This is a genomic window from Verrucomicrobiota bacterium (assembly GCA_019247695.1).
Lineage (GTDB): Bacteria > Verrucomicrobiota > Verrucomicrobiia > Chthoniobacterales > JAFAMB01 > JAFBAP01.
This window is the reverse complement of sequence record JAFBAP010000109.1, coordinates 26,234-45,987: the sequence shown is the minus strand read 5'-3', so window position 1 is coordinate 45,987 and position 19,754 is coordinate 26,234. Positions and strand designations below refer to the sequence as shown.

At 61.6% G+C, this 19,754-nt stretch carries 21 protein-coding genes; 14 read left to right on the top strand and 7 right to left on the bottom strand.

The window, feature by feature from the left end; genetic code table 11:
• Window positions 1–69: 69 nt before the first annotated feature.
• Entirely contained in the window at window positions 70–1,140 is a 1,071-nt protein-coding gene (gene dprA / locus JO015_12320; protein MBV9999882.1) for a DNA-protecting protein DprA, read from the bottom strand.
• 25 nt (window positions 1,141–1,165) lie between these two features.
• A complete protein-coding gene (gene aroB / locus JO015_12315) occupies window positions 1,166–2,260 on the bottom strand; it encodes a 3-dehydroquinate synthase (protein ID MBV9999881.1) in 1,095 nt (364 codons plus the stop codon).
• A 187-nt stretch (window positions 2,261–2,447) separates the two neighbouring features.
• Here aroB and JO015_12310 point away from each other — a divergent pair, with 187 nt between their 5' ends.
• The 4 genes from JO015_12310 (at window position 2,448) to JO015_12295 (ending at window position 5,732) form a co-directional block, all read left to right on the top strand.
• Window positions 2,448–3,203, top strand: coding sequence for a nitroreductase family protein (locus JO015_12310; protein ID MBV9999880.1), 756 nt, complete (start codon window positions 2,448–2,450; stop codon window positions 3,201–3,203).
• Between the two features lie 95 nt (window positions 3,204–3,298).
• Window positions 3,299–3,940 carry a DUF1211 domain-containing protein gene (locus JO015_12305; protein ID MBV9999879.1) on the top strand — a complete coding sequence of 214 codons (642 nt, stop codon included), beginning with the start codon at window positions 3,299–3,301 and terminating at the stop codon, window positions 3,938–3,940.
• Between the two features lie 93 nt (window positions 3,941–4,033).
• Entirely contained in the window at window positions 4,034–4,459 is a 426-nt protein-coding gene (locus JO015_12300; GenBank protein MBV9999878.1) for a universal stress protein, read from the top strand.
• 115 nt (window positions 4,460–4,574) lie between these two features.
• The gene (locus JO015_12295; protein MBV9999877.1) at window positions 4,575–5,732 is read left to right on the top strand and encodes an iron-containing alcohol dehydrogenase; all 1,158 of its coding nucleotides are present in this window, start codon (window positions 4,575–4,577) and stop codon (window positions 5,730–5,732) included.
• Between the two features lie 407 nt (window positions 5,733–6,139).
• On the opposite strand, the gene tatA (JO015_12290) is transcribed toward JO015_12295, so the two are convergent.
• Complete coding sequence (gene tatA / locus JO015_12290) at window positions 6,140–6,406, bottom strand: twin-arginine translocase TatA/TatE family subunit (GenBank protein ID MBV9999876.1); 267 nt, start codon at window positions 6,404–6,406, stop codon at window positions 6,140–6,142.
• 43 nt (window positions 6,407–6,449) lie between these two features.
• Here tatA (JO015_12290) and JO015_12285 point away from each other — a divergent pair, with 43 nt between their 5' ends.
• From JO015_12285 to JO015_12245, 9 genes are all read left to right on the top strand, one after another.
• Entirely contained in the window at window positions 6,450–6,653 is a 204-nt protein-coding gene (locus JO015_12285; protein MBV9999875.1) for a hypothetical protein, read from the top strand.
• Between the two features lie 186 nt (window positions 6,654–6,839).
• Window positions 6,840–7,532, top strand: coding sequence for a glycoside hydrolase family 16 protein (locus JO015_12280; protein ID MBV9999874.1), 693 nt, complete (start codon window positions 6,840–6,842; stop codon window positions 7,530–7,532).
• A gap of 283 nt (window positions 7,533–7,815) precedes the next feature.
• Window positions 7,816–9,021, top strand: coding sequence for a twin-arginine translocation signal domain-containing protein (locus JO015_12275; protein ID MBV9999873.1), 1,206 nt, complete (start codon window positions 7,816–7,818; stop codon window positions 9,019–9,021).
• Window positions 9,022–9,212: 191 nt separating this feature from the next.
• Complete coding sequence (tatA, locus tag JO015_12270) at window positions 9,213–9,494, top strand: twin-arginine translocase TatA/TatE family subunit (GenBank protein MBV9999872.1); 282 nt, start codon at window positions 9,213–9,215, stop codon at window positions 9,492–9,494.
• Between the two features lie 175 nt (window positions 9,495–9,669).
• The gene (locus tag JO015_12265) at window positions 9,670–10,239 is read left to right on the top strand and encodes a sigma-70 family RNA polymerase sigma factor (protein MBV9999871.1); all 570 of its coding nucleotides are present in this window, start codon (window positions 9,670–9,672) and stop codon (window positions 10,237–10,239) included.
• Window positions 10,229–11,002: an anti-sigma factor gene (locus JO015_12260; protein ID MBV9999870.1), complete on the top strand. Its 774-nt coding sequence runs from the start codon at window positions 10,229–10,231 to the stop codon at window positions 11,000–11,002. The genes JO015_12265 and JO015_12260 overlap by 11 nt, the downstream gene beginning before the upstream one ends.
• A gap of 85 nt (window positions 11,003–11,087) precedes the next feature.
• Window positions 11,088–11,552, top strand: coding sequence for a chromate resistance protein (locus JO015_12255; protein MBV9999869.1), 465 nt, complete (start codon window positions 11,088–11,090; stop codon window positions 11,550–11,552).
• Complete coding sequence (locus tag JO015_12250; protein MBV9999868.1) at window positions 11,545–11,721, top strand: chromate resistance protein; 177 nt, start codon at window positions 11,545–11,547, stop codon at window positions 11,719–11,721. Before JO015_12255 ends, JO015_12250 begins: the two co-directional genes overlap by 8 nt.
• Before the next feature lie 476 nt (window positions 11,722–12,197).
• Window positions 12,198–12,455 (top strand): hypothetical protein, encoded by a 258-nt coding sequence (locus JO015_12245; GenBank protein MBV9999867.1) that lies wholly within the window; start codon window positions 12,198–12,200, stop codon window positions 12,453–12,455.
• A gap of 66 nt (window positions 12,456–12,521) precedes the next feature.
• Here JO015_12245 and JO015_12240 read toward each other — a convergent pair whose 3' ends face one another.
• Genes JO015_12240 through JO015_12225 form a run of 4 tightly spaced genes read right to left on the bottom strand, consistent with a single transcriptional unit; the run spans window position 12,522 to window position 18,444 of the window.
• Window positions 12,522–14,474: a hypothetical protein gene (locus JO015_12240; GenBank protein ID MBV9999866.1), complete on the bottom strand. Its 1,953-nt coding sequence runs from the start codon at window positions 14,472–14,474 to the stop codon at window positions 12,522–12,524.
• Window positions 14,475–14,506: 32 nt separating this feature from the next.
• Window positions 14,507–15,475, bottom strand: coding sequence for an ABC transporter permease (locus JO015_12235; protein MBV9999865.1), 969 nt, complete (start codon window positions 15,473–15,475; stop codon window positions 14,507–14,509).
• Window positions 15,475–17,430 (bottom strand): sugar ABC transporter ATP-binding protein, encoded by a 1,956-nt coding sequence (locus JO015_12230; protein ID MBV9999864.1) that lies wholly within the window; start codon window positions 17,428–17,430, stop codon window positions 15,475–15,477. Before JO015_12230 ends, JO015_12235 begins: the two co-directional genes overlap by 1 nt.
• Window positions 17,431–17,475: 45 nt before the next feature.
• The gene (locus JO015_12225; GenBank protein ID MBV9999863.1) at window positions 17,476–18,444 is read right to left on the bottom strand and encodes a substrate-binding domain-containing protein; all 969 of its coding nucleotides are present in this window, start codon (window positions 18,442–18,444) and stop codon (window positions 17,476–17,478) included.
• A gap of 331 nt (window positions 18,445–18,775) precedes the next feature.
• Between JO015_12225 and JO015_12220 the strand changes: the two genes are divergently transcribed.
• Complete coding sequence (locus tag JO015_12220; protein MBV9999862.1) at window positions 18,776–19,747, top strand: SDR family oxidoreductase; 972 nt, start codon at window positions 18,776–18,778, stop codon at window positions 19,745–19,747.
• Window positions 19,748–19,754 lie beyond the last annotated feature (7 nt).

Genomic DNA, 19,754 nt, shown 5'->3' with positions numbered 1-19,754 from the left:
ACCAACGGCTGCCGGAGGTCGAGCCGGGATAGTAGAAGGCCGGAGGCCAACTCGCAAATGGAATCGTAATTATAACAGTTTCACGAAATGTTTGCCCGGAAGTTGCCGGACCAGGTTGCGCACCTCCAGCTGGAGCAGCGCGGCGGTGGCTTCGCCCGCGGAAAGCCCGCTTTGCCGGATGATCTGGTCAATGGCGGTTTCCTCAGAGCCGATCGCGTGGTAAACGGCCGCGAGTTCAGGGGGCAAATCGGCCGGGGCGCTCGGCTGCAGCGCCGGCGGGTTCGGGAAGAGGCTTTGCAGATCGTTCAGGATATCCTGCGCATCAATGACCAGCTTGGCGCCCTCCTGGATGAGGCGATTGGAACCCGTTGAGGTCGGGCGGTCGACCTGGCCCGGTACGGCGTAGACCGAGCGTCCCTGTTCGGCGGCCTGATGGGCGCTGATGAGCGCGCCGCTGTTCAGCCCGGCTTCCACCACGAGCACGCCGAAGCTCCAGCCGCTGATGATCCGGTTCCGCATCGGGAACGTCTGGCGGTCGGGTTGAGTTTCCATGGGAAACTCGCTGACCACCGCTCCGGACGAAGCGATCCGTTCCGCCAGGGGCAGGTTCTCCGGCGGATAGAGCTGGTTCAAGCCGCCGCCCAGCACCGCGATCGTCCGGCCCTTGGCGGCCAGCGCACCCTGGTGCGCCGCCGAATCGATGCCGCGGGCCAGACCGCTTACCACCGTGAGCCCGGCATAAGCCAACTGGTAAGCAAACCGTTTTGCACACTCCAGCCCGTAATGGGAAGTCCGGCGAGACCCGACCACCGCGATCGCATGGAAATCACGCGGTTCCAGCGTACCCCAAACGTAAAGCACCGTGGGCGGGTCGTGAATCTCCTTCAAGGAGGGCGGGTATTCCGCGTCGAGAATGGTGACGACGTTGACGCCGGCATTCTCGATCCGGCGCATTTCCGCCGCCAGATCGGTCTCAGTCTCCCACCCCAGCAACGATTCCATCGCCGGCGCGTTCAACCCTTCAACCCGGGCCAGATCAGGGCGGCGGGCGCGCAACACGCCTTGGGGGTCACCGAACCTGTGGAGCAAGCGCCGCACGCTCACCGGTCCCAGGCGCGGGAGCATGTTCAAAACCAGCATCGCTTCGGTTTGGGTCACACGCTGCCTACGATGATTGGAGATAAGCGATCGCCTCGACCAGATCGTCCCGGGTGACTTCGTCCGAGACGAAGGCATGCCCGATCCGGGACGCGAGCACAAATCGAATCTGGCCCCGCACGAACTTTTTGTCGGTAAAAGTTCGCTCGACGATTTGGTCCGGCGAAAGCTCCGGCGGAAGCTGGGTGGGCAGAGAAAACTTTTCCAGCAACACTTCGAGCCGGGTCACCTCTGCTGCGGACAGTCCGGCGCGCTTCCGCGAAATGCATGCGGCGGCGCACATGCCCAGGCTGATCGCTTCGCCGTGATAGAGGGCCCCGTACCCGGCCGCCGCCTCGATGGCATGGCCGAGGGTATGGCCGAAATTAAGCAGGGCACGCCGTCCCGAGGTTTCGAGTTCGTCCTCGGCCACGATGTCGGCCTTGATCTGAACGCACGCTTCAACGACACCGTCAACGTCCAAATCCGCGTCGGCTTCCAACGTCGAAAACAGGGACGGACTCCGGATGACGCCGTACTTGATGATTTCGGCAAAGCCTTCATTCCATTCGCGCCTGCCCAGAGAACGCAGGGTCAGCGTATCGGCCATGACCAACCGGGGTTGATAAAATGCCCCCACCAGGTTTTTGCCGGCCTGGAGGTTTACGGCCGTCTTGCCGCCGACCGCGCTGTCGACCTGAGCCATGATCGAGGTCGGGAGCTGGACCAGGGCAACGCCACGGTAATAGATGGCCGCGAGAAACCCGGCCAGATCGCCGATCACCCCTCCACCGAGCGCGACGACAATGCTCGACCGATCCATCGCATCTCGCGCCATTGACTCTGCCAGCCGTTCAACTTCAGCCAGCGATTTGGACTGCTCACCGGCCTGAACCGAATAAATCCGCGCCCGAAAACCGGCTGCGCCCAGCGAATCCAGCACGGTTTGTCCATACAGGTCGCGGACGTTATCGTCGGTAATGACGGCCACGGTCCCGTGCAGACCCAGCCTGTGCAGCTTCAAGCCCGCGGTTCCAAGCAGATCGGGCCCGATCTCAACCCAGTAGCGGCGGTTCCCGAGTAGAACCTGAACCGATCGCGGGGGGATGGGCGGGTTGATCATGTTGACGTAGATACAATGTGGAAACCGGATGTCCAAGCGACAGATTCAAGCCGGTTTGACGAGAACAGCCGGGGCGCCCTTCAATCAAGTGCGCTGCGTCACGCCGCTTGCCGCCGTGCTTGATCTTGCTCTTGATCTCACCTCTGCAACACTGCCGAAGATGGATAACTAAATCATGGACCCCGCAATGGAAATGCCACCGGATGCATCCGGCTCGCGACCACCGGCCTCCGACCGGCCCGGACCGATGTCCCTTGAGGCGTTTGAAACCCTGGCGAACCAGCGGCGCGCCACCCGCCGCTTTCGGCCCATCGCTCCGGACCGTAAAGTCGTGGAGCGGTTGCTGCGCATCGCCCAATGGGCGCCGAGCGGTTTCAACCTGCAGCCTACGCGCTTTATCGTCGTGGAGGACCGTTCCGTGCGACCCGCCTTACGCAGGGCGTGCATGGATCAACGGCAACTCGAGGAAGCCCCCTTCGTCGTGATCTTTGCCGGCGACCGCCGCGCCTACGAAACCCAGTTTGGTGCGATCCTCGACCAGGAACGGGCCGCAGGGACCATCACCGAATCGTATGCGGCGCACCTGCGTAGGATCGTGCCGCTGATGTTCAGCCAGGGGCCTGCAGGCTTCGGCTGGCTCTGGAAAGCCGTGCTGGTGCCGTTGGTGAGGCGATTCCGGCCGGTGCCTGAAATGATCGCCGTTCATAAACGGTTCTGGATTACCAAACAGGTCATGCTCAGCGCCATGAACTTCATGCTGGCCGCCCAGGCCGCAGGTTTGAATACTTCACCCATGGAAGGCTTTGACGCGGGCCGGCTGCGCAAAGTCCTTCGCCTGCCCCGTTCGCTCGAGCCGATCCTGGTCGTGGCGCTTGGCTACGGCGAACCTCTCGCTGCCGCTAAAACGCGCCTGCCGCTGGAACAGGTCACGATATGGCGGTAGGGAGGAATGCCGCAAATGCCACAAGCGGAAAAATGCCGCAATAAAGTGGTGGCCGCTGGCCGTTCTGCATTTGCGGCATTCGTGGCATTTTTTAAATGACGTCTGAAAAATCACAATCCGGGGATGTGCAGCGGCTGGCAGCGCTTAGCGACGGAATATTCGCGGTGGCCATGACGCTGCTCGCCTACAATGTCCACGTCCCAAACGCCCCGTTAAACGACCGGCAACTCGGCTTTGAGCTGGTCCGGATGCTGAACGAGGGCTCGGGCCTCCTGATGAGTTTTGCCGTCGCGGCCATGTTTTGGATGTCCCACTTCCAGCTCTTCCGCTCGATCCAACAGGCGGATTCCATTTTCGGGCTGATCAACTTCGGTCAGTTGTTTTCAATCGTGCTGCTTCCCATCTCGACCAGTTTTTATTTTTCATTCGGGTCGAACAAGGCGGCCGCCGTTACCTATGGAGCAAACCTCGCCCTGCTGTCGGCGCTTAACATACTTCTCTGGGTGTATGCGGTGAGGAAACGGTGGCTGCCCGGTTTTGATCCCCGTTTCCCGGGTATTCTTCTGGATCTCACTCCAGGCGTCTACTCGCTATTGCTTTTTTTAGGTGGACTCGCCGTGATTCCATGGAGGCCGGCGGCGGCTCAGGTGTTCTGGATTACCGCGTTCGGCGCACCGTTGGTGCGCCGCCTTGTCGATGCGCTGCGCGCCAGGCGGGGCCATCGCAACCCGGAGTAAAGCCTGATCAGCGGCCTCTGCGCGGCGAGCACGGTTTGAAACCGCCGGAGATTGGGTATTGTGGTATTACCGGGCCCGCAGCGCTACCTTCCCATGTATCGGCACATCCTTGTCCCGCTGGAAAATTCGGCCGCGGATGAGACCGTTATCCGGCACGTGACGCAGCTTGCCCGGATTTTCGGTTCCCGCCTGACCCTGATCCACGTCGCGGATGGTTACGTTGCGCGCAACTACAAGGAACTGAATCTGGCGCCATCGCAGGAGATGCTTGAGGACAAGGAATACCTTGAACGCAGGCAGCAAGCCCTTCTGGACCAGGGCATCGAAACTTCAGCCCACCTGGCCTGTGGCGAACCGGCTGCGGAAATCGTTCGTTTCGCCAGCGATATCGAATGCGATCTGATCACGATGGCAACGCATGGGCACCGGCTCCTTGGCGACGTCTTTCTGGGAAGCGTCACGCGGAGCGTCCGGCACCGGGTGAAGGTGCCGGTACTCCTCGTCCCGTCAGGCCGGTGAGGTCTGAATTCACTGCTCGCTGCCGGCTTTGCAACCCAGTCGAGAGACCGCGTATCTGCCGATTGCTTGCCGTCCCGGTCCGCGTATAACCTTTTTCCACCCCCTGATCCCCGCCATGAATGCATTTCAGTTTCAGACCGTACCCTCGATCGTTTCCGAGTTTGGCCTGAGCCGGCGCCTCGGGGCTTTCCTGCGTGAAAACAAATACCACCAACGCCGGGCGGCGGTTCTAACCGACCGTTTCCTGCACGAGGGCGGCGTGATCCGCCCGGCGCTCGACAGCCTGCGGGAACATGGATTTGAGATCGTCGTGGTCGACAACGTCATCGCTGATCCGCCCGAGCGAATCGTGCACGAAGCCGTGGATTGCCTGCGTGATGCGGGCATCGAACTGATCATCGGCCTCGGGGGCGGCTCCTCGTTGGACGTGGCGAAGCTGACGGCCGTGCTGGTGGGCTCCAGGCAGCCCTTGCACGAGATGTACGGAATCGGCAAGGTGGTTGGCTCCCGCCTTCCCATGATCCTGATCCCAACCACCGCCGGGACGGGTTCCGAAGTCACACCCATCGCGGTGATCACGACGGGCGAAACCACCAAGATGGGCGTCGTGTCGCCGGTGCTGTACGCTGACCTGGCCCTGCTGGACGCCGAACTTACGCTCGGGCTGCCGCCCAAGGCGACGGCGGCGACGGGGATCGATGCCATGGTTCATGCCATCGAAGCCTACACGAGCAGGCACAAGAAAAACCCGGTATCGGATGCGCTGGCCAAGGTGGCCTTGGGGCTGCTTGTGCCTAACCTGCTACCGGCTTGTCGCAATGGCCAGGACCGCACGGCGCGCGAAGCCATGCTGCTGGGCGCCATGCTGGCGGGCCAGGCGTTCGCCAATGCGCCTGTGGGCGCCGTGCACGCGCTCGCATACCCGATCGGCGGGATTTTCCACGTGCCGCACGGGCACTCGAATGCGTTGGTCTTGCCGCACGTCCTGCGGTTCAACCTGTCCGCCGCGATGCCGCTTTATGCCGAACTGGCCGACGTGATCGTGCCGGGCGTCCCGGGGGCGCCCGAGCGGAAAGCGGAGGCCTTGATCGATCGGTTGGAGGAATTGGCCGGGCAGGCCGGGATCGAGACCCGGCTGCGGCAGGTGGGAGTGGCGGAAACCGATCTGGAGCGGATGGCGGCGGATGCGATGAAGCAAACCCGCTTGCTGGTGAACAATCCGCGCGAGGTGTCCGAAGCGGACGCGCTCGCTATTTACCGCGCAGCTTGGTAAGCAGCCACACGGTCACACGGCGGGCACGGCGGATTGGGCGGGCACGACGTAAGAGTTCACACGGCGAACGCGGCGAGCCACGGCGACCACAGCGGGAGGAGAATGCCGCAGATGAGGGCGGGCTGGTCAGGCACGCCGGCAACTTGCGCCGTCTTTGCCCCGGAGCGGCGGCGAGAGTGATTGATCCCAAGGTTCCAGGCTACTACCAACCGCCGCTCCGGGGCAAAGACGGCGCAATCCTTGCCGTGGGGACCGAGTTCGGGGTCGAGCGTCAGGGGATCGGGTGATTTGGTCTTCCCGCCGTGGTCGCCGTGGCTCGCCGTGTGAACTCTTACGTCGTGCCGCTTTCTTCCCCCGTGCCCGCGGTGTGACCTTAATCTGCGTAATCTGTGGAGGTATTCTCTTTTTTACCTCGGCTCGGTTCCCGATGACGGCGGCCTCTGCGGCGCGCTCGGGGTGGGAGCCGCTTGCGGCGGGGGTGGTGATTGCGATTCCGGACGATTCACCTCTCGCTCGAAGTCTTCGCGCGCTTTCTTGAATTCATTCAGGCTCTGGCCCAGGCCCCGCGCCAGTTCGGGCAGCCGTTTCGCCCCGAAAAAGACGAGCACGATGAGCAGGAGAACGAACAGATCCGGGCCGCCCAGGTTTCCAAACCCAAATGCGAGGAAATTCATGCTATTCATCCGTTCATAGTACTCGATTAGCGGATCAGATCCGATGATTTTTGCTCCCGTTTTTGTATTCTCCGCACCGGGCTCTATCCACCTCGGCGGCCGGCCGGTTCTCCAGATCCGCCGGAACTCCGTCGCAAAGCCGCTTCGCGTCCTGCACCGGGGCGCGGTTCAGGCGGAAGGGCAGGATTTCCAAGGGGACCGGCTGCACCCCAGGCAAGCTGCCCTCTTGAGGATCCACGGTTCCTGAAAGTTTGCCGGCCGGACTGCGTTGTAATCAGTGAGACCCGGTATCCGGCAGCGAGAAAGCAAAGCGTTTATTATTAATATGCCAACCTTCACAGAAAAAGTTGAAATCGATGCGCCGAATCAAGTTGGGCCCGCTACTACACGCCCTGTTATCAGTATCGGAGAACGGAATAATGCAGAGGTTGCAGTGAGAACCATTTCATTCTCGGGATACGAGTGGGACGTGAGGGCGAAAGGCACAGGTGGACCCGGACCGAACACCTGGGACGACGCGAACGCCCAGGTGGACGACACGGGATGGCTGCATCTCAAGATCACAGGCAACACGGACCCGGAGGGAAGCACCGAATGGCGCTGCGTGGAACTCAGCACCCAACAGCGCCTGGGCTTTGGACGTTATCAGTTTCAGGTGATCGGCCGGATTGACCGGTTCGATCGCAACGTCGTGTTAGGATTGTTCAAGTATCCGACCCCGGACGTCGGTCCGGATGGCACGAACGAGATCGACATCGAATTTGCCCGGTGGGGGAGGGCAACCGCAAACAATGCCGATTACGTCGTTTACCCGGCGTCCGGGCCGCGTGTTCCCGGAGATAACGTCGAGTTCCGGGTCGCGCTGAACGGCGGCTACACGACCCATCGGTTTCTCTGGCAAAGCGATCAGGTGACGTTTCAGTCCCTTCATGGTCACCGCGACGATGACGCTGACGAGTTCGAGCGCTGGCAGTATGCTCCGGGCGACGGCCGCCTGATCCCGCAACAGCCTACCCCGGTACGCATCAATCTCTGGCTGTTTCGCGGCATGGCACCCTCTGATGGCGCTGAGGTTGAGATGATCATCAGCCAATTTACCTTCACCCCTCTCGATCAACTTCCATGAAACGGCGGGCACGGCGAGCGATGGGTTCTTCGAACCAGACCGCGCCTTGCGCCAGGCCGTGCCCGGCGATGTTAATTCCCCGGGGAATAAAACCAATCTCATTGAGTCCATATCGACGAGGGAGTTAGCCACCGCGATATCACGGCGGCCTGAAAATCAGGATCAACAACGGATAAAACGAGGGCAACTCCGGAAAATCGCAGACTTGAATATGGAACCAAAAAATTTTTCCGCTACGGCTGCATCTCAAACACCGTTTAATGCATCGCCAGCGCCGGAAGTTATTGCCGACGGACATAGTCGCGCCCTCCGGCGACGCTCCTTTCTCAAAGGACTGGGTATTGTCGGCGCAACGCTACTGCCGGGCAGCGCCTTATTGACGGCCAACGCGAGAGGCCAGACCTCGAGTTCAGGCACGCTTACTCCGGGTGATGCGGCCCTCCTCAGGTTCGCGGCGTGGGCCGAAATCGTAGAGAGCGATCTCTGGACGCAATACAATGAGCTGGGCGGGGCCACTAAGCCCAACGACGGGCCTGCCAATACGGGCAATCCGCTCTACAAACTTGCGCTCGTGAACCTCGATTCGGATATGCCCCAGTATATCACCGATAATAACGATGATGAACTGAGCCATGCCGCCTTCCTGAACGCCTACCTGCAGGCTCACGGCGCGCAGTCGGTTAACCTGGATCGGTTCCGAACGCTGAAGGGAAGCACCGCGACCGGGGTCGATACAAGCAAGATCGGCAAGCGGCTCACAAATCTGCTCAGCCTCAACGTGGACGCGAGTTGGTATACCCGGTACCGCAGCGAAGAAAATCCGGATCTGGGCGCAGTTTTCCAGAACCCGCCCGGACTCATCATGATGAACGAACCGGCCATTCCTCAGACCGACGCAGATGCCCCTCTAAATACTCCGACCAGCACGTTGACGCCCCCCATCACCTCACCTGCCGCCCAACGCATCCAGGCGATCGCCAATACGGCAGGATTTCACTTCGCTTTTATTGAGCAGGGCGGCACGAGCCTTTATCCGACGCTCGCACTCAAGGCGACCAGTGACGAAGTCCTGCGAATCCTGTTAAGTATCGGTGGGGTCGAGATCGACCATTTCTCACTGTGGCATGACAAAGCGGGTAATGCGGTGTCGCAACCTTTGGCCCCTTTGAGCGACCCCCAAAACCCAAACGGGGCCAGGTTTCCGGATCTGAATGCGGTTACTCCTGCGTCAGCGCTGGAGCTCACCCAGACCAACAAGATCCTTCCGGAGCCGTGCGACTTCCTTCGTCCCGAAGGCCTGCCTCCCTGTTCGGTGATCCGCCCTACCTCCACCCACCTGGGGGGTGCCGTAGCCACGGTCAATGCCTTCGTGGCGGACGGGCTTTTTGGACAAATCGGTAAGCCCAATGGGCAAACCGAGGAATTCATTGATCTTGCCATGCGGCTGGCGACGGCAGCGGATAATGCCGTGCGCGGGTCAGGGTACTAACCTGACTACTCCGCCGCCGGGCGAATTCATGGTGCAAGCGACGTTACAGGCCGCGTCTTTCGGGGCCACCCTTGGTGAAGGCAGGCCAGGCGGCCGGGCAAACCGATGCAGAGCAACCCCAGCCGCCTCCCGCCGGGCATTGCATCGACGGTTTTTGGGGAATAAATCGAGGTCGGATCAGTCATGTTGGTATGAATCTTCTCGCATTTGGGTTTGGGAATCTGGGCGGCCCGGATCTTTTTTTCATCCTCCTGATTGTGCTTATCCTTTTCGGAGCGAAAAAGTTGCCTGACCTGGCGCGGAGCCTGGGACAGAGCATGAATGAATTCAGGAAAGCTCGCGAGGACTTCGACCGGGAAGCGTGCGATTTAGGGATTCATCGACTGCAAGTGCGGCCGCAGGACGCACCGGCGCCGGACGTGGAGAAAGTGACCGTGCCACCGCAGCCGCCGAGCGATCGGATTGACAGGTGACCACCAGTTTCGGGAAGACGCTTGGTTCGTTGTGGACGAACTCGCCGCCTGCTTGCCCGGCGGCCGGAACGTTGTGCTCCGGGCAAGCGGTAACCCGGGATAAAGTGACGTACCTATGTAGAGCGCAGGTCCCTTCACATCATCCGCTTCAGCTCCACCGCAGCCGTGTCGCGAGATGAACCTCGATGGCAAATCCGATTCCCAGTCGTTTGCGCAGACGGGAGACAAGCAGGCGCTCTTCGAAACTCTTTTCCTGCCTCATTTAGACGCGGCGTACAACCTCGCGCGCTGGATGGTCCAACGGGATCAGGATGCGCACGACGTTGTGCAGGAGGCTTACATCCGTGCGTTGAAGGGATTTGCAGGATTTCACGGGGGCAACGCGCGTGCCTGGTTGCTAACGATTGTCCGGAACACCGCGCGGACTTGGCTCAGGCAGCAGTCGCGTTTTGCCAACATTGTCCCGTTTGACGAAAGCGTTCATGCTCTGCCGGTGGTCGATCCGGCATCCGAATCCTTCCAGGAAGGGCGAATCGAGCAGCTGCACACGGCGCTGACTAAATTACCGGTCGAGTTTCGAGAGGTCTTGCTGCTCTACGAAATAGAGGGATGGTCTTACAAGCAGATTGCATCGGCACTGGCTCTGCCGGTAGGTACAGTTATGTCCCGGCTAAACCGGGCGCGCCGGCGCCTGCAAAGAGAAATCGCGTTCGCCCAGGACGAGGAGGTACAAAATGGATTGTAAGGAGTCCGGCGACTTGTTGGATGCCTACCTGGACGGCGAGCTTGCCTGCGGGCAACGCTTTGAAGTAGAGCGGCACCTGGCGTGCTGCCCCGTCTGCCGGTCCCGCGTGCGCGACGCTGACGCATTCCGGTCCTTTTTCAAGGCCGGTGCACCCCGGTACAGGGCACCCGAACAGCTGCGCGCCAGCATCGCGGCCGCGCTGCGCTCAGAACGTACCTTGCCCGGCCACGGCCGGAAATTCTGGCGGACGACCTGGCTGTATGCAGCGGCGGTGCTGATCGTGAGCCTGTGTCTGTATCTACCTTTATCCTTGACAATCTTTTTACCTGACCGGGACAAACCTTTGTGCGATGCCGCGGTACTGGATCATGCCCGCTCTGTTGCCGGCGATCATCCGGTGGACGTTGCCTCCGGAGACCACCAGTTAGTGAAACGCTGGCTCGGCGCAAGGCTGCCCTTCTCGCCGCCGGTATTTGACCTCCCGGTCTCCGGCTACCACCTCATCGGGGGACGGGTAGGCGCCATCGAAAAGCAGCCCGTGGCGGTGGTCGTGTATAGACGTGAAAAAGAGGTCGTAAGTTTGTTCTGCTGGCCATTGGGTGACGGGACGGTGGCGGATCGCGACCGGCAAACCGGCGGGTATCGCGTCGATACCTGGAGCAACGCCCAATGCAATTACATTCTGGTCTCGAAGTTGAACGAAGACGAACACGACGCGCTGTTGGACGCGGTTCGTGACCGTCTGCCGTTGGGAACTTACTGACTCTGGCGCGATTTTCCGCCGAGAGGCCGTCATTGCGCTGTTCAATGAGGCGCGAGCCTTTCAGTACGAAAAACTACTGCCTCCCTTGAGGCAGCTCATTGCCGGCCGGAAACGTCCGAAAGGGACCTCCGGGCGGTGTGGCCGGCAGTTGAACGCCCTTCGGCAGCGATTTGAGGAAATCCGAGCAATAGATTACTTCGAATGTTCACGCGGCGAAGACGTGCAGCGGCTCCTGGAGGAAGGTGAAGCGCTGCAGCAGCCGAAGCGGGCGCCGGAGAGCAGGCTGCGTCTCCGCCCGGAAGCTTACCAGGGCAGGACGTGGGTCACCTGGCCGCGGCCGCAGATCGACCGGGTCGGTTCGGCTTGGCTGATCCGGAATTTTATCGACCCCGGCGCCCGGTTCGTTTTCGCGGCGCGAGCGGAGGTTTATCCGGACGCTCTGCCGTACGGGATCGCGGGGGCCGAGTCGGGTCGCCGGCATGACTTGTGCACCTTTCAAACCTTTGGAACGATTCGGCCTTCGCGATCGCGTCGTGCAGCGTTTGGCTGAGATCGTTCACGATGCGGACCTCGAGGATTATGCGTTTGATACAGTCGAGGGGGTTGGCATTGACCAGCTGTTTAAAGGCTGGGCCAAGCGCGGGCTGAGCGATGAAGAGGTTCTCCGGCGGGGATTTGACTGCTTTGATGGCCTGCAGGCCCAATTCGAACGGGCCTAGCCCGCAAAAATCACATGGCTTCGCCCTCGCCGATTCCCTCGTAGTCGCTCACGAAATCCGGCTGCTCGGACGTTATTCCCGCTCACCTCGATTTTTCGAATAAGGGCGATGAATCGCGTCTAAGCCTTTAGGGGTAGAGATGGGCGGCCGGAAATGTGCAAAGGTCAGGTCAGTGAGCCAATTCCGCGTTGTCCCGAAGCAGGAATAAAGATTCCGTCGTAAATATCTTAAATGTGAGGAGGCGGTTATGTTGCTGAAGACCCGGTCATTGTACTCTCGTGAACGAGCCATCGCGCTCGCGCGGAGCGGTCTGGAGGGCCAGGCAGGCGTGCTGGTTGAAAGCGTGGCAAGTCAACCCTCACTTAACTTCCTGCACCGGTTGCAACCGGGACAGCACCCGTTCATCATTATACGGCCTTTTCGGCCGCATGTTGCGGTTTAACGAGGGGAATCGGTCCTGCCGATATCCGAATGCCATGAATGTGAACGCATCCCCTTATCCACGTTGGGAGCGCCAGGGTGCGGTGAGCCGATTCCTGCTGGACCCGAATCGTTCCGTTTACGAGATTGAAGAAATGGAGCTTATCGGAGGCTCGCTCTTCGTCGCCCTGGCTTTGGACCCGGCGGATCTGGTCGGCCAGTTTGAATCTGAGCAAAATGCGAAACAGGCGTGCGCGCGCGACTTTACCAAGCGGCAATCGGCCGGGCACGCCCGCCGGCAGCGTGAGCCTTAGAAAGTGTGTGGAAGGCGCAGGCTTATGAAGTTTATAGCCATCGGCTGCCACGTACCCGCTGCACGTTCACCGTTTCGCCCGTAACCGGGCGACGGCGTACGGTCCCAGGAGGACTTTGCGATCCGTAAGGGGGCGTTCGAGCGCATGGATTGCCTCGGGTTCCTTTGCTGCGGTCTCGAAGCTGGTCGCATCCAGGATTGACGCGGCGCCGGAGAGGGGACGGTCAAAGTCGACCGATGTCTCTTCGCCGGTGAGGTTGGCGATCCAGATCTCAAGGTCGCCGTCGCGAGTGACGGCGAGCGCCTGGATCTCGCGGATGCGCGACACGCGCGTTTCGACCATGCGCAGGCCGGATAAGGCGGCAAGCCCTTTGAACACGTGGAAAGCCGGGTATAGGCCGCCGTTTTCAGCGAACCAGGGTTGGGGGTAATCCCGAGGTGTATAGAGAAATCCAAACTCCCCGACCCCCCCTCCGAGGGTGATCGCTGAGGCGCGCCCGCGGGCAAAGTGGGCCACATACCCGAGGTACCAGGCCGCACCGAATATCCCGCGCTGGCGCGGGTCCATGCGGTTCATCGCCTGGCGGATGTTGAGCGGGTTTTCCATCGGCGCGGCTCCGTAAGGGTTCATGCGCATACCGATGGCCGTCGGACCGGCGTGGTACGGCTTGGCGTCGATGAAGGCCTGAACGCTTTCGATGACGTGCGGCAGCGACTCCAGGCTTTCCATGGCCGACCGGTCGTCGCCGGCGTGAACCAGCGGCGTCGTCGAGAACGTCACGAAGTCGAGAAGCGCCACCGGCGGCCGCTTTCGATTCAGTTCGGTGAAGAAGCTGAACATGCCGCCGCCGAGCCGCGCATTCGGAAACGCCTTGCGTGCGGCGCGGTAGCAGGCGTCGAGCGGCGGGCACGGCGGCCAGGTGCTGCCCGGCAGCGTTGATTTAAGGTCCGAGGCGGGCGAGACCATGACGGTGGTGAAGGGCGAGCCGAGGTCCGCCGCAGCCCGGCCCGCCCTGTCGATGTCCTCCTCAAAGCGATCAACGGTCGGAATCACGAACTCGAGCCACGCCTCGGCGCCGAGTGCCCGGGCGGCGCGGGCCATTTGCTCGAGAACCGCTTCTTCATGGCCCCGGAGCGGATCATACGAGCAAACGACGTGCTTCGGCCCGGCAGCCTTCAGGATTCCGGCGTGATCGATCACGGCGGCCGCATCCGCCGGGTCGAGGCCGAAGCCGAGTGCGGGCATGACGGCGCCTTCTTCTCCGAGCGCAACCGTTATCGGGCCCCCGGCGGTCTCGGCGGAAGCCGTCCCGGCGCCGGTGAGGGTCAGCGTGACGCTCTGGTCGATGCCTTCGCCTTGCGGGATCACGTAAGGCCACGGGAGAGCCAGCGGGCGCACGTACGTTTTGTAGGAAGCGTCCGTCCAATTGCGTTGATCCTCCATCTCGTAGGTATCACCTTCCATTCGGCAGGTAACCTTGAGACCCGGCATGAATTCGTGCGTAAGCGCGCGCAGATCCTTCATCGGCTGGACCGGGTCGATCCGGGCGGGGAAGCAGGTTTCCTCCACGCGGCCGTCAACTCGCTCGACCGTACAGGGTGCGCCCGCCACGCCATGAATCGGGTGAAGGACGACGAACCCGGTACGATTAGTCAGAAAATCCGTCTGCGCGGTGCCTTTGGCCGCAAAGGTCAACGAGCCGTCCGCCTTTCCGACGATCCGGGCGGTGTACCGGAACTCCTGGTTAGCATCCCCGGCCACGGCATCGTAGGAAACGTGGAAGGCGTTGCCGGTCTCTTCGATGGTTTCATTGGAAATGGCCGGGTTGTACGTCCCCCAGTTCTTGTCGCGCACGATGAAGGAAACCGCGCGGATCATCTCGCGGCCGTGAAAGCGGATGTAGCGCAGATTGCCGGCGTCGAGTTCGGCCGTCAGCGGACCCGCGGTAAGTTTTCGCGGCGGACTGACGGGCTCAAGCGTGCCGAATAACCGGACCGAATCAGGGATGGTAGCTGCCATGTTGGGATTCCTCCGCAGTGGAAAATCTTTTTTTATCGGGCGGCGGATCGGCTGGAGAGAAGACGCTCGACCAGCACGGCGGCGATGATCACCGATCCGATCGCCGAACCTTGCCAGAAGGGGGACACATTCATCAGGTTTAAACCGTTTCGAATCATCACCATGATGAAAACGCCGATCAGCGTGCCGATGATCGACCCGCGGCCGCCGAACAGGCTTGCTCCACCAATCACCACCGCGGCGATCGCGTCGAGTTCAAGGCCGGTGCCGGCGAGGGGATCGATCGACATGACTTCCGCCGAGGCAAAGGTGATCGCCACGGCGGAGAGGGCTCCGGAGATGATGTAGGGAAGGATGCTGAAGGCAAGCACGTTGAGGCCGGCGGTGCGCGCGGCTTCCCGGTTGGAGCCGACCGCGTAAATGGTGCGGCCGCCCTTGGTGTAGTTCAGGTAACACCAGGCCAGGGCGTACAGGACGAAAAGCGTCAGGACGTTGCTCGGTACGCCCAGGACGCTCGTGAACACGATGTTGCCCAGGCCGGCGGGCAGATTCGAAATCGAGGTGTTTCCGGAGCAGATGTAAGCCAGGCTCCGGCAAATTGCCATCATGCCGAGGGTGACGACGAAGGCGGCGAGGCCGAAGCGGGCAATGAAAAATCCGGAGATCAGTCCGATCCCGGCCCCGGCCAGAACCGCGAGCGCGATCGACACGGGGATGCTGAACCGCTGGAGGGAAAGGCCCAGGAGGACGCCGGTCAGGCCGGCGATCGAACCCACGGACAGGTCGATGCCGCCGATCAGGATGACGAACGTCATGCCGATCGCCACGATCCCCACCACGACGGATTGATCGAGGAGATTAAGGAGGTTGCCGGTCGCGAGGAAGTGCGGCGAGAGCGCCGCCAGTGCGGCGCCCAGCAGGAGCGCCAGCCCGAGCATGCGGATCTCCAGGCGCCCCATCAGGGAGCGAAAAATGGATCGGTCGGCGGACAACGCGTTCATCAGTGCACCTGCGGGGACGGCGATGCTTCGGACGTAGTCCGAAAGAGGTTTTCGATCCGTCGCCGGACCTGTTCTGCGGGCGGTAACGGCGCGGCCCCGTCAAGGACGAGCCCGACCCAGCCCATGTCGTGGCCGAGACGGCTGCGCACCGGCACGACGAGGCTCGCCAGGTTCCGGTCCGGTTCCCGCACGAAATCATTCAACTTGGCGGCAAGGGCGTTCGGGATGCGCGTTTCGGCAAAGTGCGGGGTACCGCCGGATTGGAAGCCGGGATCGGTCCGTTCGTTGCTGACGATCGCGTTAAGGCAAAACAGCCGTTCGGAGTCGATGAGCGCCCAGAAGCCGGCGCCGTTCAGTTCTCGAACGAGTTCACGGAGAACCTCGGTGTTACGCTTCATGGACGTGCGCGGTGCCGCGAAGAAGGTAAGCTTCTCTTCATCCAGCACGGTGCTCGGCACGTCGGCGATCGACCGGCCATCACTGATCACGACGATCCGTTGACAGAGGCCGAGGAGCTCTTCGAAGTCGGAGGAAACGACGAGGACCGCCACCCCTTTGGCCGCGACCTCGCGCAGCATCGAGTAAATCGAAGAACGGGTTCCGATGTCGACGCCCTTGGTCGGCTCGTCGAGGATGAGGACGGACGGTTCGAGCAGCAACCAGCGCGCGATCAGAACCTTCTGCTGCATGCCCCCGGAGAAGTTAAGCATGTTGGCGTCCAACAGCCGGTGTGCCGGCAGGTCGAGCATCGTCAACAGTTCATCGACCTTGGCCTTGCGCTGCTTGTAGCCGAGCCCGAAGCCGCGGTGTGCAGCCAGGTGTCCGAGCAGCAGGTTCTCGCGCACCGAGAAATCGGGCACGATGCCCTGGACGCGCCGGTCCTCGGCGATCAGCCCGATCCCGGCCCGCACGGCGTCCGCCGGGCGTCCCGGGTTGAACGGTTTTCCAAAAAGCCGGATCTCCCCGCCCTGACGCGCTCTGAGGCCGAAGACGGCCTCGAGCGTTTCGGAGCGGCCGGCGCCCACGAGTCCGCCGAGTCCGACGATCTCGCCGCGGTGGACCATGAACGAGACATCGTGGACGAGGGGAACCGTCCGGAGATGCTGCACTTCAAGGACGGCCGGCGACCCGGCGGCCCCTTGCTCCGGATGGGCTGAATAGATCGTTTTGAGTTCCTGGCCGACCATGAACCGGATAATCTCCGCCTGCGTCAGCGATGAAGTCTCCCTGGCGTTTGCAACCGTCCGGCCTTCTCGCAGGATGGTTACACGATCCGTGATGGCGAAAACCTCCTCCAGCCGGTGCGAGACGAACACCAGCGTGTGCCCGGCCCGTTTGAGCTTCGTCATGACCTCGAAGAGCCGTTCGACTTCGGTGGGACTAAGGGAAGCGGTCGGCTCATCAAAGATGATCAGGTCAGAGTCAAGGGCGAGTGCCTTGGCGATCTCGACTAACTGCCGTTGCGCGGGTGAAATGGAACTAACCTCGCGATCCAGGGGGAGCGCTTCCCGCTGGCCCAAGGTCTCGAGCAACTGGCCGGCGCGTTTCCGCATGGAACCGAGAGACAACCACCCCGGCCGGCCGAGTTCGGCAAGAAAGATGTTTTCAAGCACCGTCAGGTCGGGTGCCAGAGACGTTTCCTGCATCACCATCGTGATGCCGTGCCTGATCGCTTCCTGAGAGGTTCGAAGTTCGATCGGTTCGCCTTTCCACAGGATTGATCCGGCATCGCGCCGGATCTGGCCGGAGATCACCTTGGAAACGGTCGATTTCCCGGCGCCGTTCGCCCCGAGCAGACCATGCACCTCACCGGCCCAGAGTTTTAAATCAGCGCCTTGCAGCGCGCGGGTCCGGCCGAACGACTTTTCAATCCCGGATGCCGCCAGGATCGGGATCGACGCGACCCCGCTGGTGCCGTTACCCGGCGGCGCAGCCTCGGGAGGGTGGGCCTTCATAGACTCGGCAGGAACACAAGCCTCGCGCTGCGGCCTGCCGTGAGGTCATTTCAGCTCGTTTGCGAACACGGTCTGCCTGACGGTAGGAAGCAGTTCGTCGATATTTTTGCTCGTAACGACGAGGATGGGTACCACGATTTGCTTCTCGACGCTCTCGCCTTTCAGGTGCTTGGTTATCGCTTCGCCGGAGCGAACCCCCATCAGGTAAGGCTGCTGCATCCCCGAGGCAACGATCTGTCCACTCTTGATCAGGTCGACGAACTCCGGAATGCCGTCAAACGCGGCCACCAGGACCGTGCCCTCCCTGCGAGCCGCCTTGAGCGCCCGGAGGGCGCCGATCGTCGGTTGGTCGGTCTCGATGAACATCCCCTTCATATTCGGGTTGGCCGTGACCATGTCCTGGGTGAATCTGAAGGTCTCGTCGGCGGTATAATTCTGCATCTGCTGAAGCGGCCCCTCCTTGATGCCGGCCTCTTTCATCGCCGTGCGAAAGCCTTCGGTACGCAGTTTGCCGTTGTTGCGGGTCAGCGAGATCGTCACCAGGCCGTAGGTGCCCTCCTGCATGCCCTTTTCCTTCATGGCTGCGCCGAGCGCCTTGCCCACCCCGTAAGCCCCCTCACGGTTATCGGAGATGATGAAGGAGACGTATTCCCCCGAGTTGGTGCCGATGTCGGCGATGACTACCGGGATGTTAGCTCGCTGGGCGAGCGCCAGCACGCTGGGCGCCGTGGAACTGTCAGTCGGCGAAATCACGATCGCAGCGGCGCCGCGCGAAACGGCGTCCTGGGCATTCTTGAGTTGGGTTTGGGCGTTGTTGCGGCTGTCGAGCGTCTGAAAACCGTAGCCTTCCTTCTTGGCCACGCTCTCGACGCCTGCAGCCAGGTAACGCCAGAAGGGCAGGTCAAGGCCCGGAGTCAGGTAAACGATATCCTTTGCCCGACTTGAAATTTGCGATCCGAGCAGCAGGGTCGCTGCCAGCACGGCAGCCAGCGCGCCTTTGAGGGGGCTTTTCATGGTGGTCTTCAACGTTCCTAAGTTAGACGGGTTTTGTAATCACCGGGGGGGAAGCGGTGTTTGTCGAGGGGTTCACGCAGGGCACGACGGTCAAGGAAAAAACGGGCTTCACATTGACCTCTACCCGTAGGCGGCTGTACCCTTCGCGGGAGGTTTCCACATCCATGCGGGCAATGTCAATCTTGTTTCCCTCGATTACGGCTGCAAAGGTAAGCTCACGTCCCGGTCTTCGAACGTTATGTTTCACCGCCCCGAACCGCGGCGTTTGCGGGTCCGGGAAGCTGGACAGTAAAGGCCGGCCGGCGCCGGCAATGGCTCAGGGAGGGCGGCGATGAAAGTCCTCGTGATCGGCGCAGCGGGCATGATCGGCCGCAAGTTTGTCGAAAAACTGGCCAAAAACGGCACGCTCGCCGGCAGGAAGGTGTCGCGCGTCACGATGGCCGACGTGATCGTGCCGGCGGCGCCCGCAGATGCACCCTTTGAGGTCGATACGGTGGCTTGTGACCTGTCCGCCCCGCCGGCTGCGGAAAGCCTGGTGGCCGGCCGGCCGGACATTATCTTTCATCTGGCGGCGATCGTTTCCGGTGAAGCCGAGGCCGACTTTGATAAGGGTTACCGAATCAATCTTGACGGCACGCGGTACCTGTTCGAAGCGGTGCGCCGTGCCGGTAATACGCCCCGGCTCGTTTTCACCAGCTCCATCGCCGTGTTCGGCGCCCCGTTTCCGGAGGTGATCGGTGAAGAGTTTTTTGAAACGCCGTTAACCTCCTACGGAACCCAGAAAGCCATCGGCGAGCTTCTCCTGTCAGATTACACCCGGCGCGGTTTTTTTGACGGTATCGGCATTCGCCTGCCGACCATCTGCGTGCGGCCGGGCAAACCGAACCTGGCGGCGTCGGGCTTTTATTCGAACATCATCCGAGAACCTCTGAAGGGCGAACCCGCCGTGCTACCGGTCCCGGAGGACGTGCGGCATTGGTTCGCTTCGCCGCGGTCCGCGGTGAATTTCCTGTTTCATGCCGCCGAAATTGATGGTGCGGCCGTCGGCCCGCGCCGCACTCTGACCATGCCCGGCGTTTCCGCCACCGTCGGCGAGATGATCGAGAGCCTCGGACGCGTGGCGGGCCCGGATCGGGTAAAGCTTGTCCGGCGCGAACCGGATCCCGTCATCGAGCGCATCGTCGGGGGGTGGGCGCGTAACTTCGACGCTTCACGATCGGTTGCGCTCGGGTTTCAAGCGGAAAAGAATTTCGACGAGATCATCCGTGTTCATATCGAGGACGAACACGGCGGGGCGATCTGACGGATCT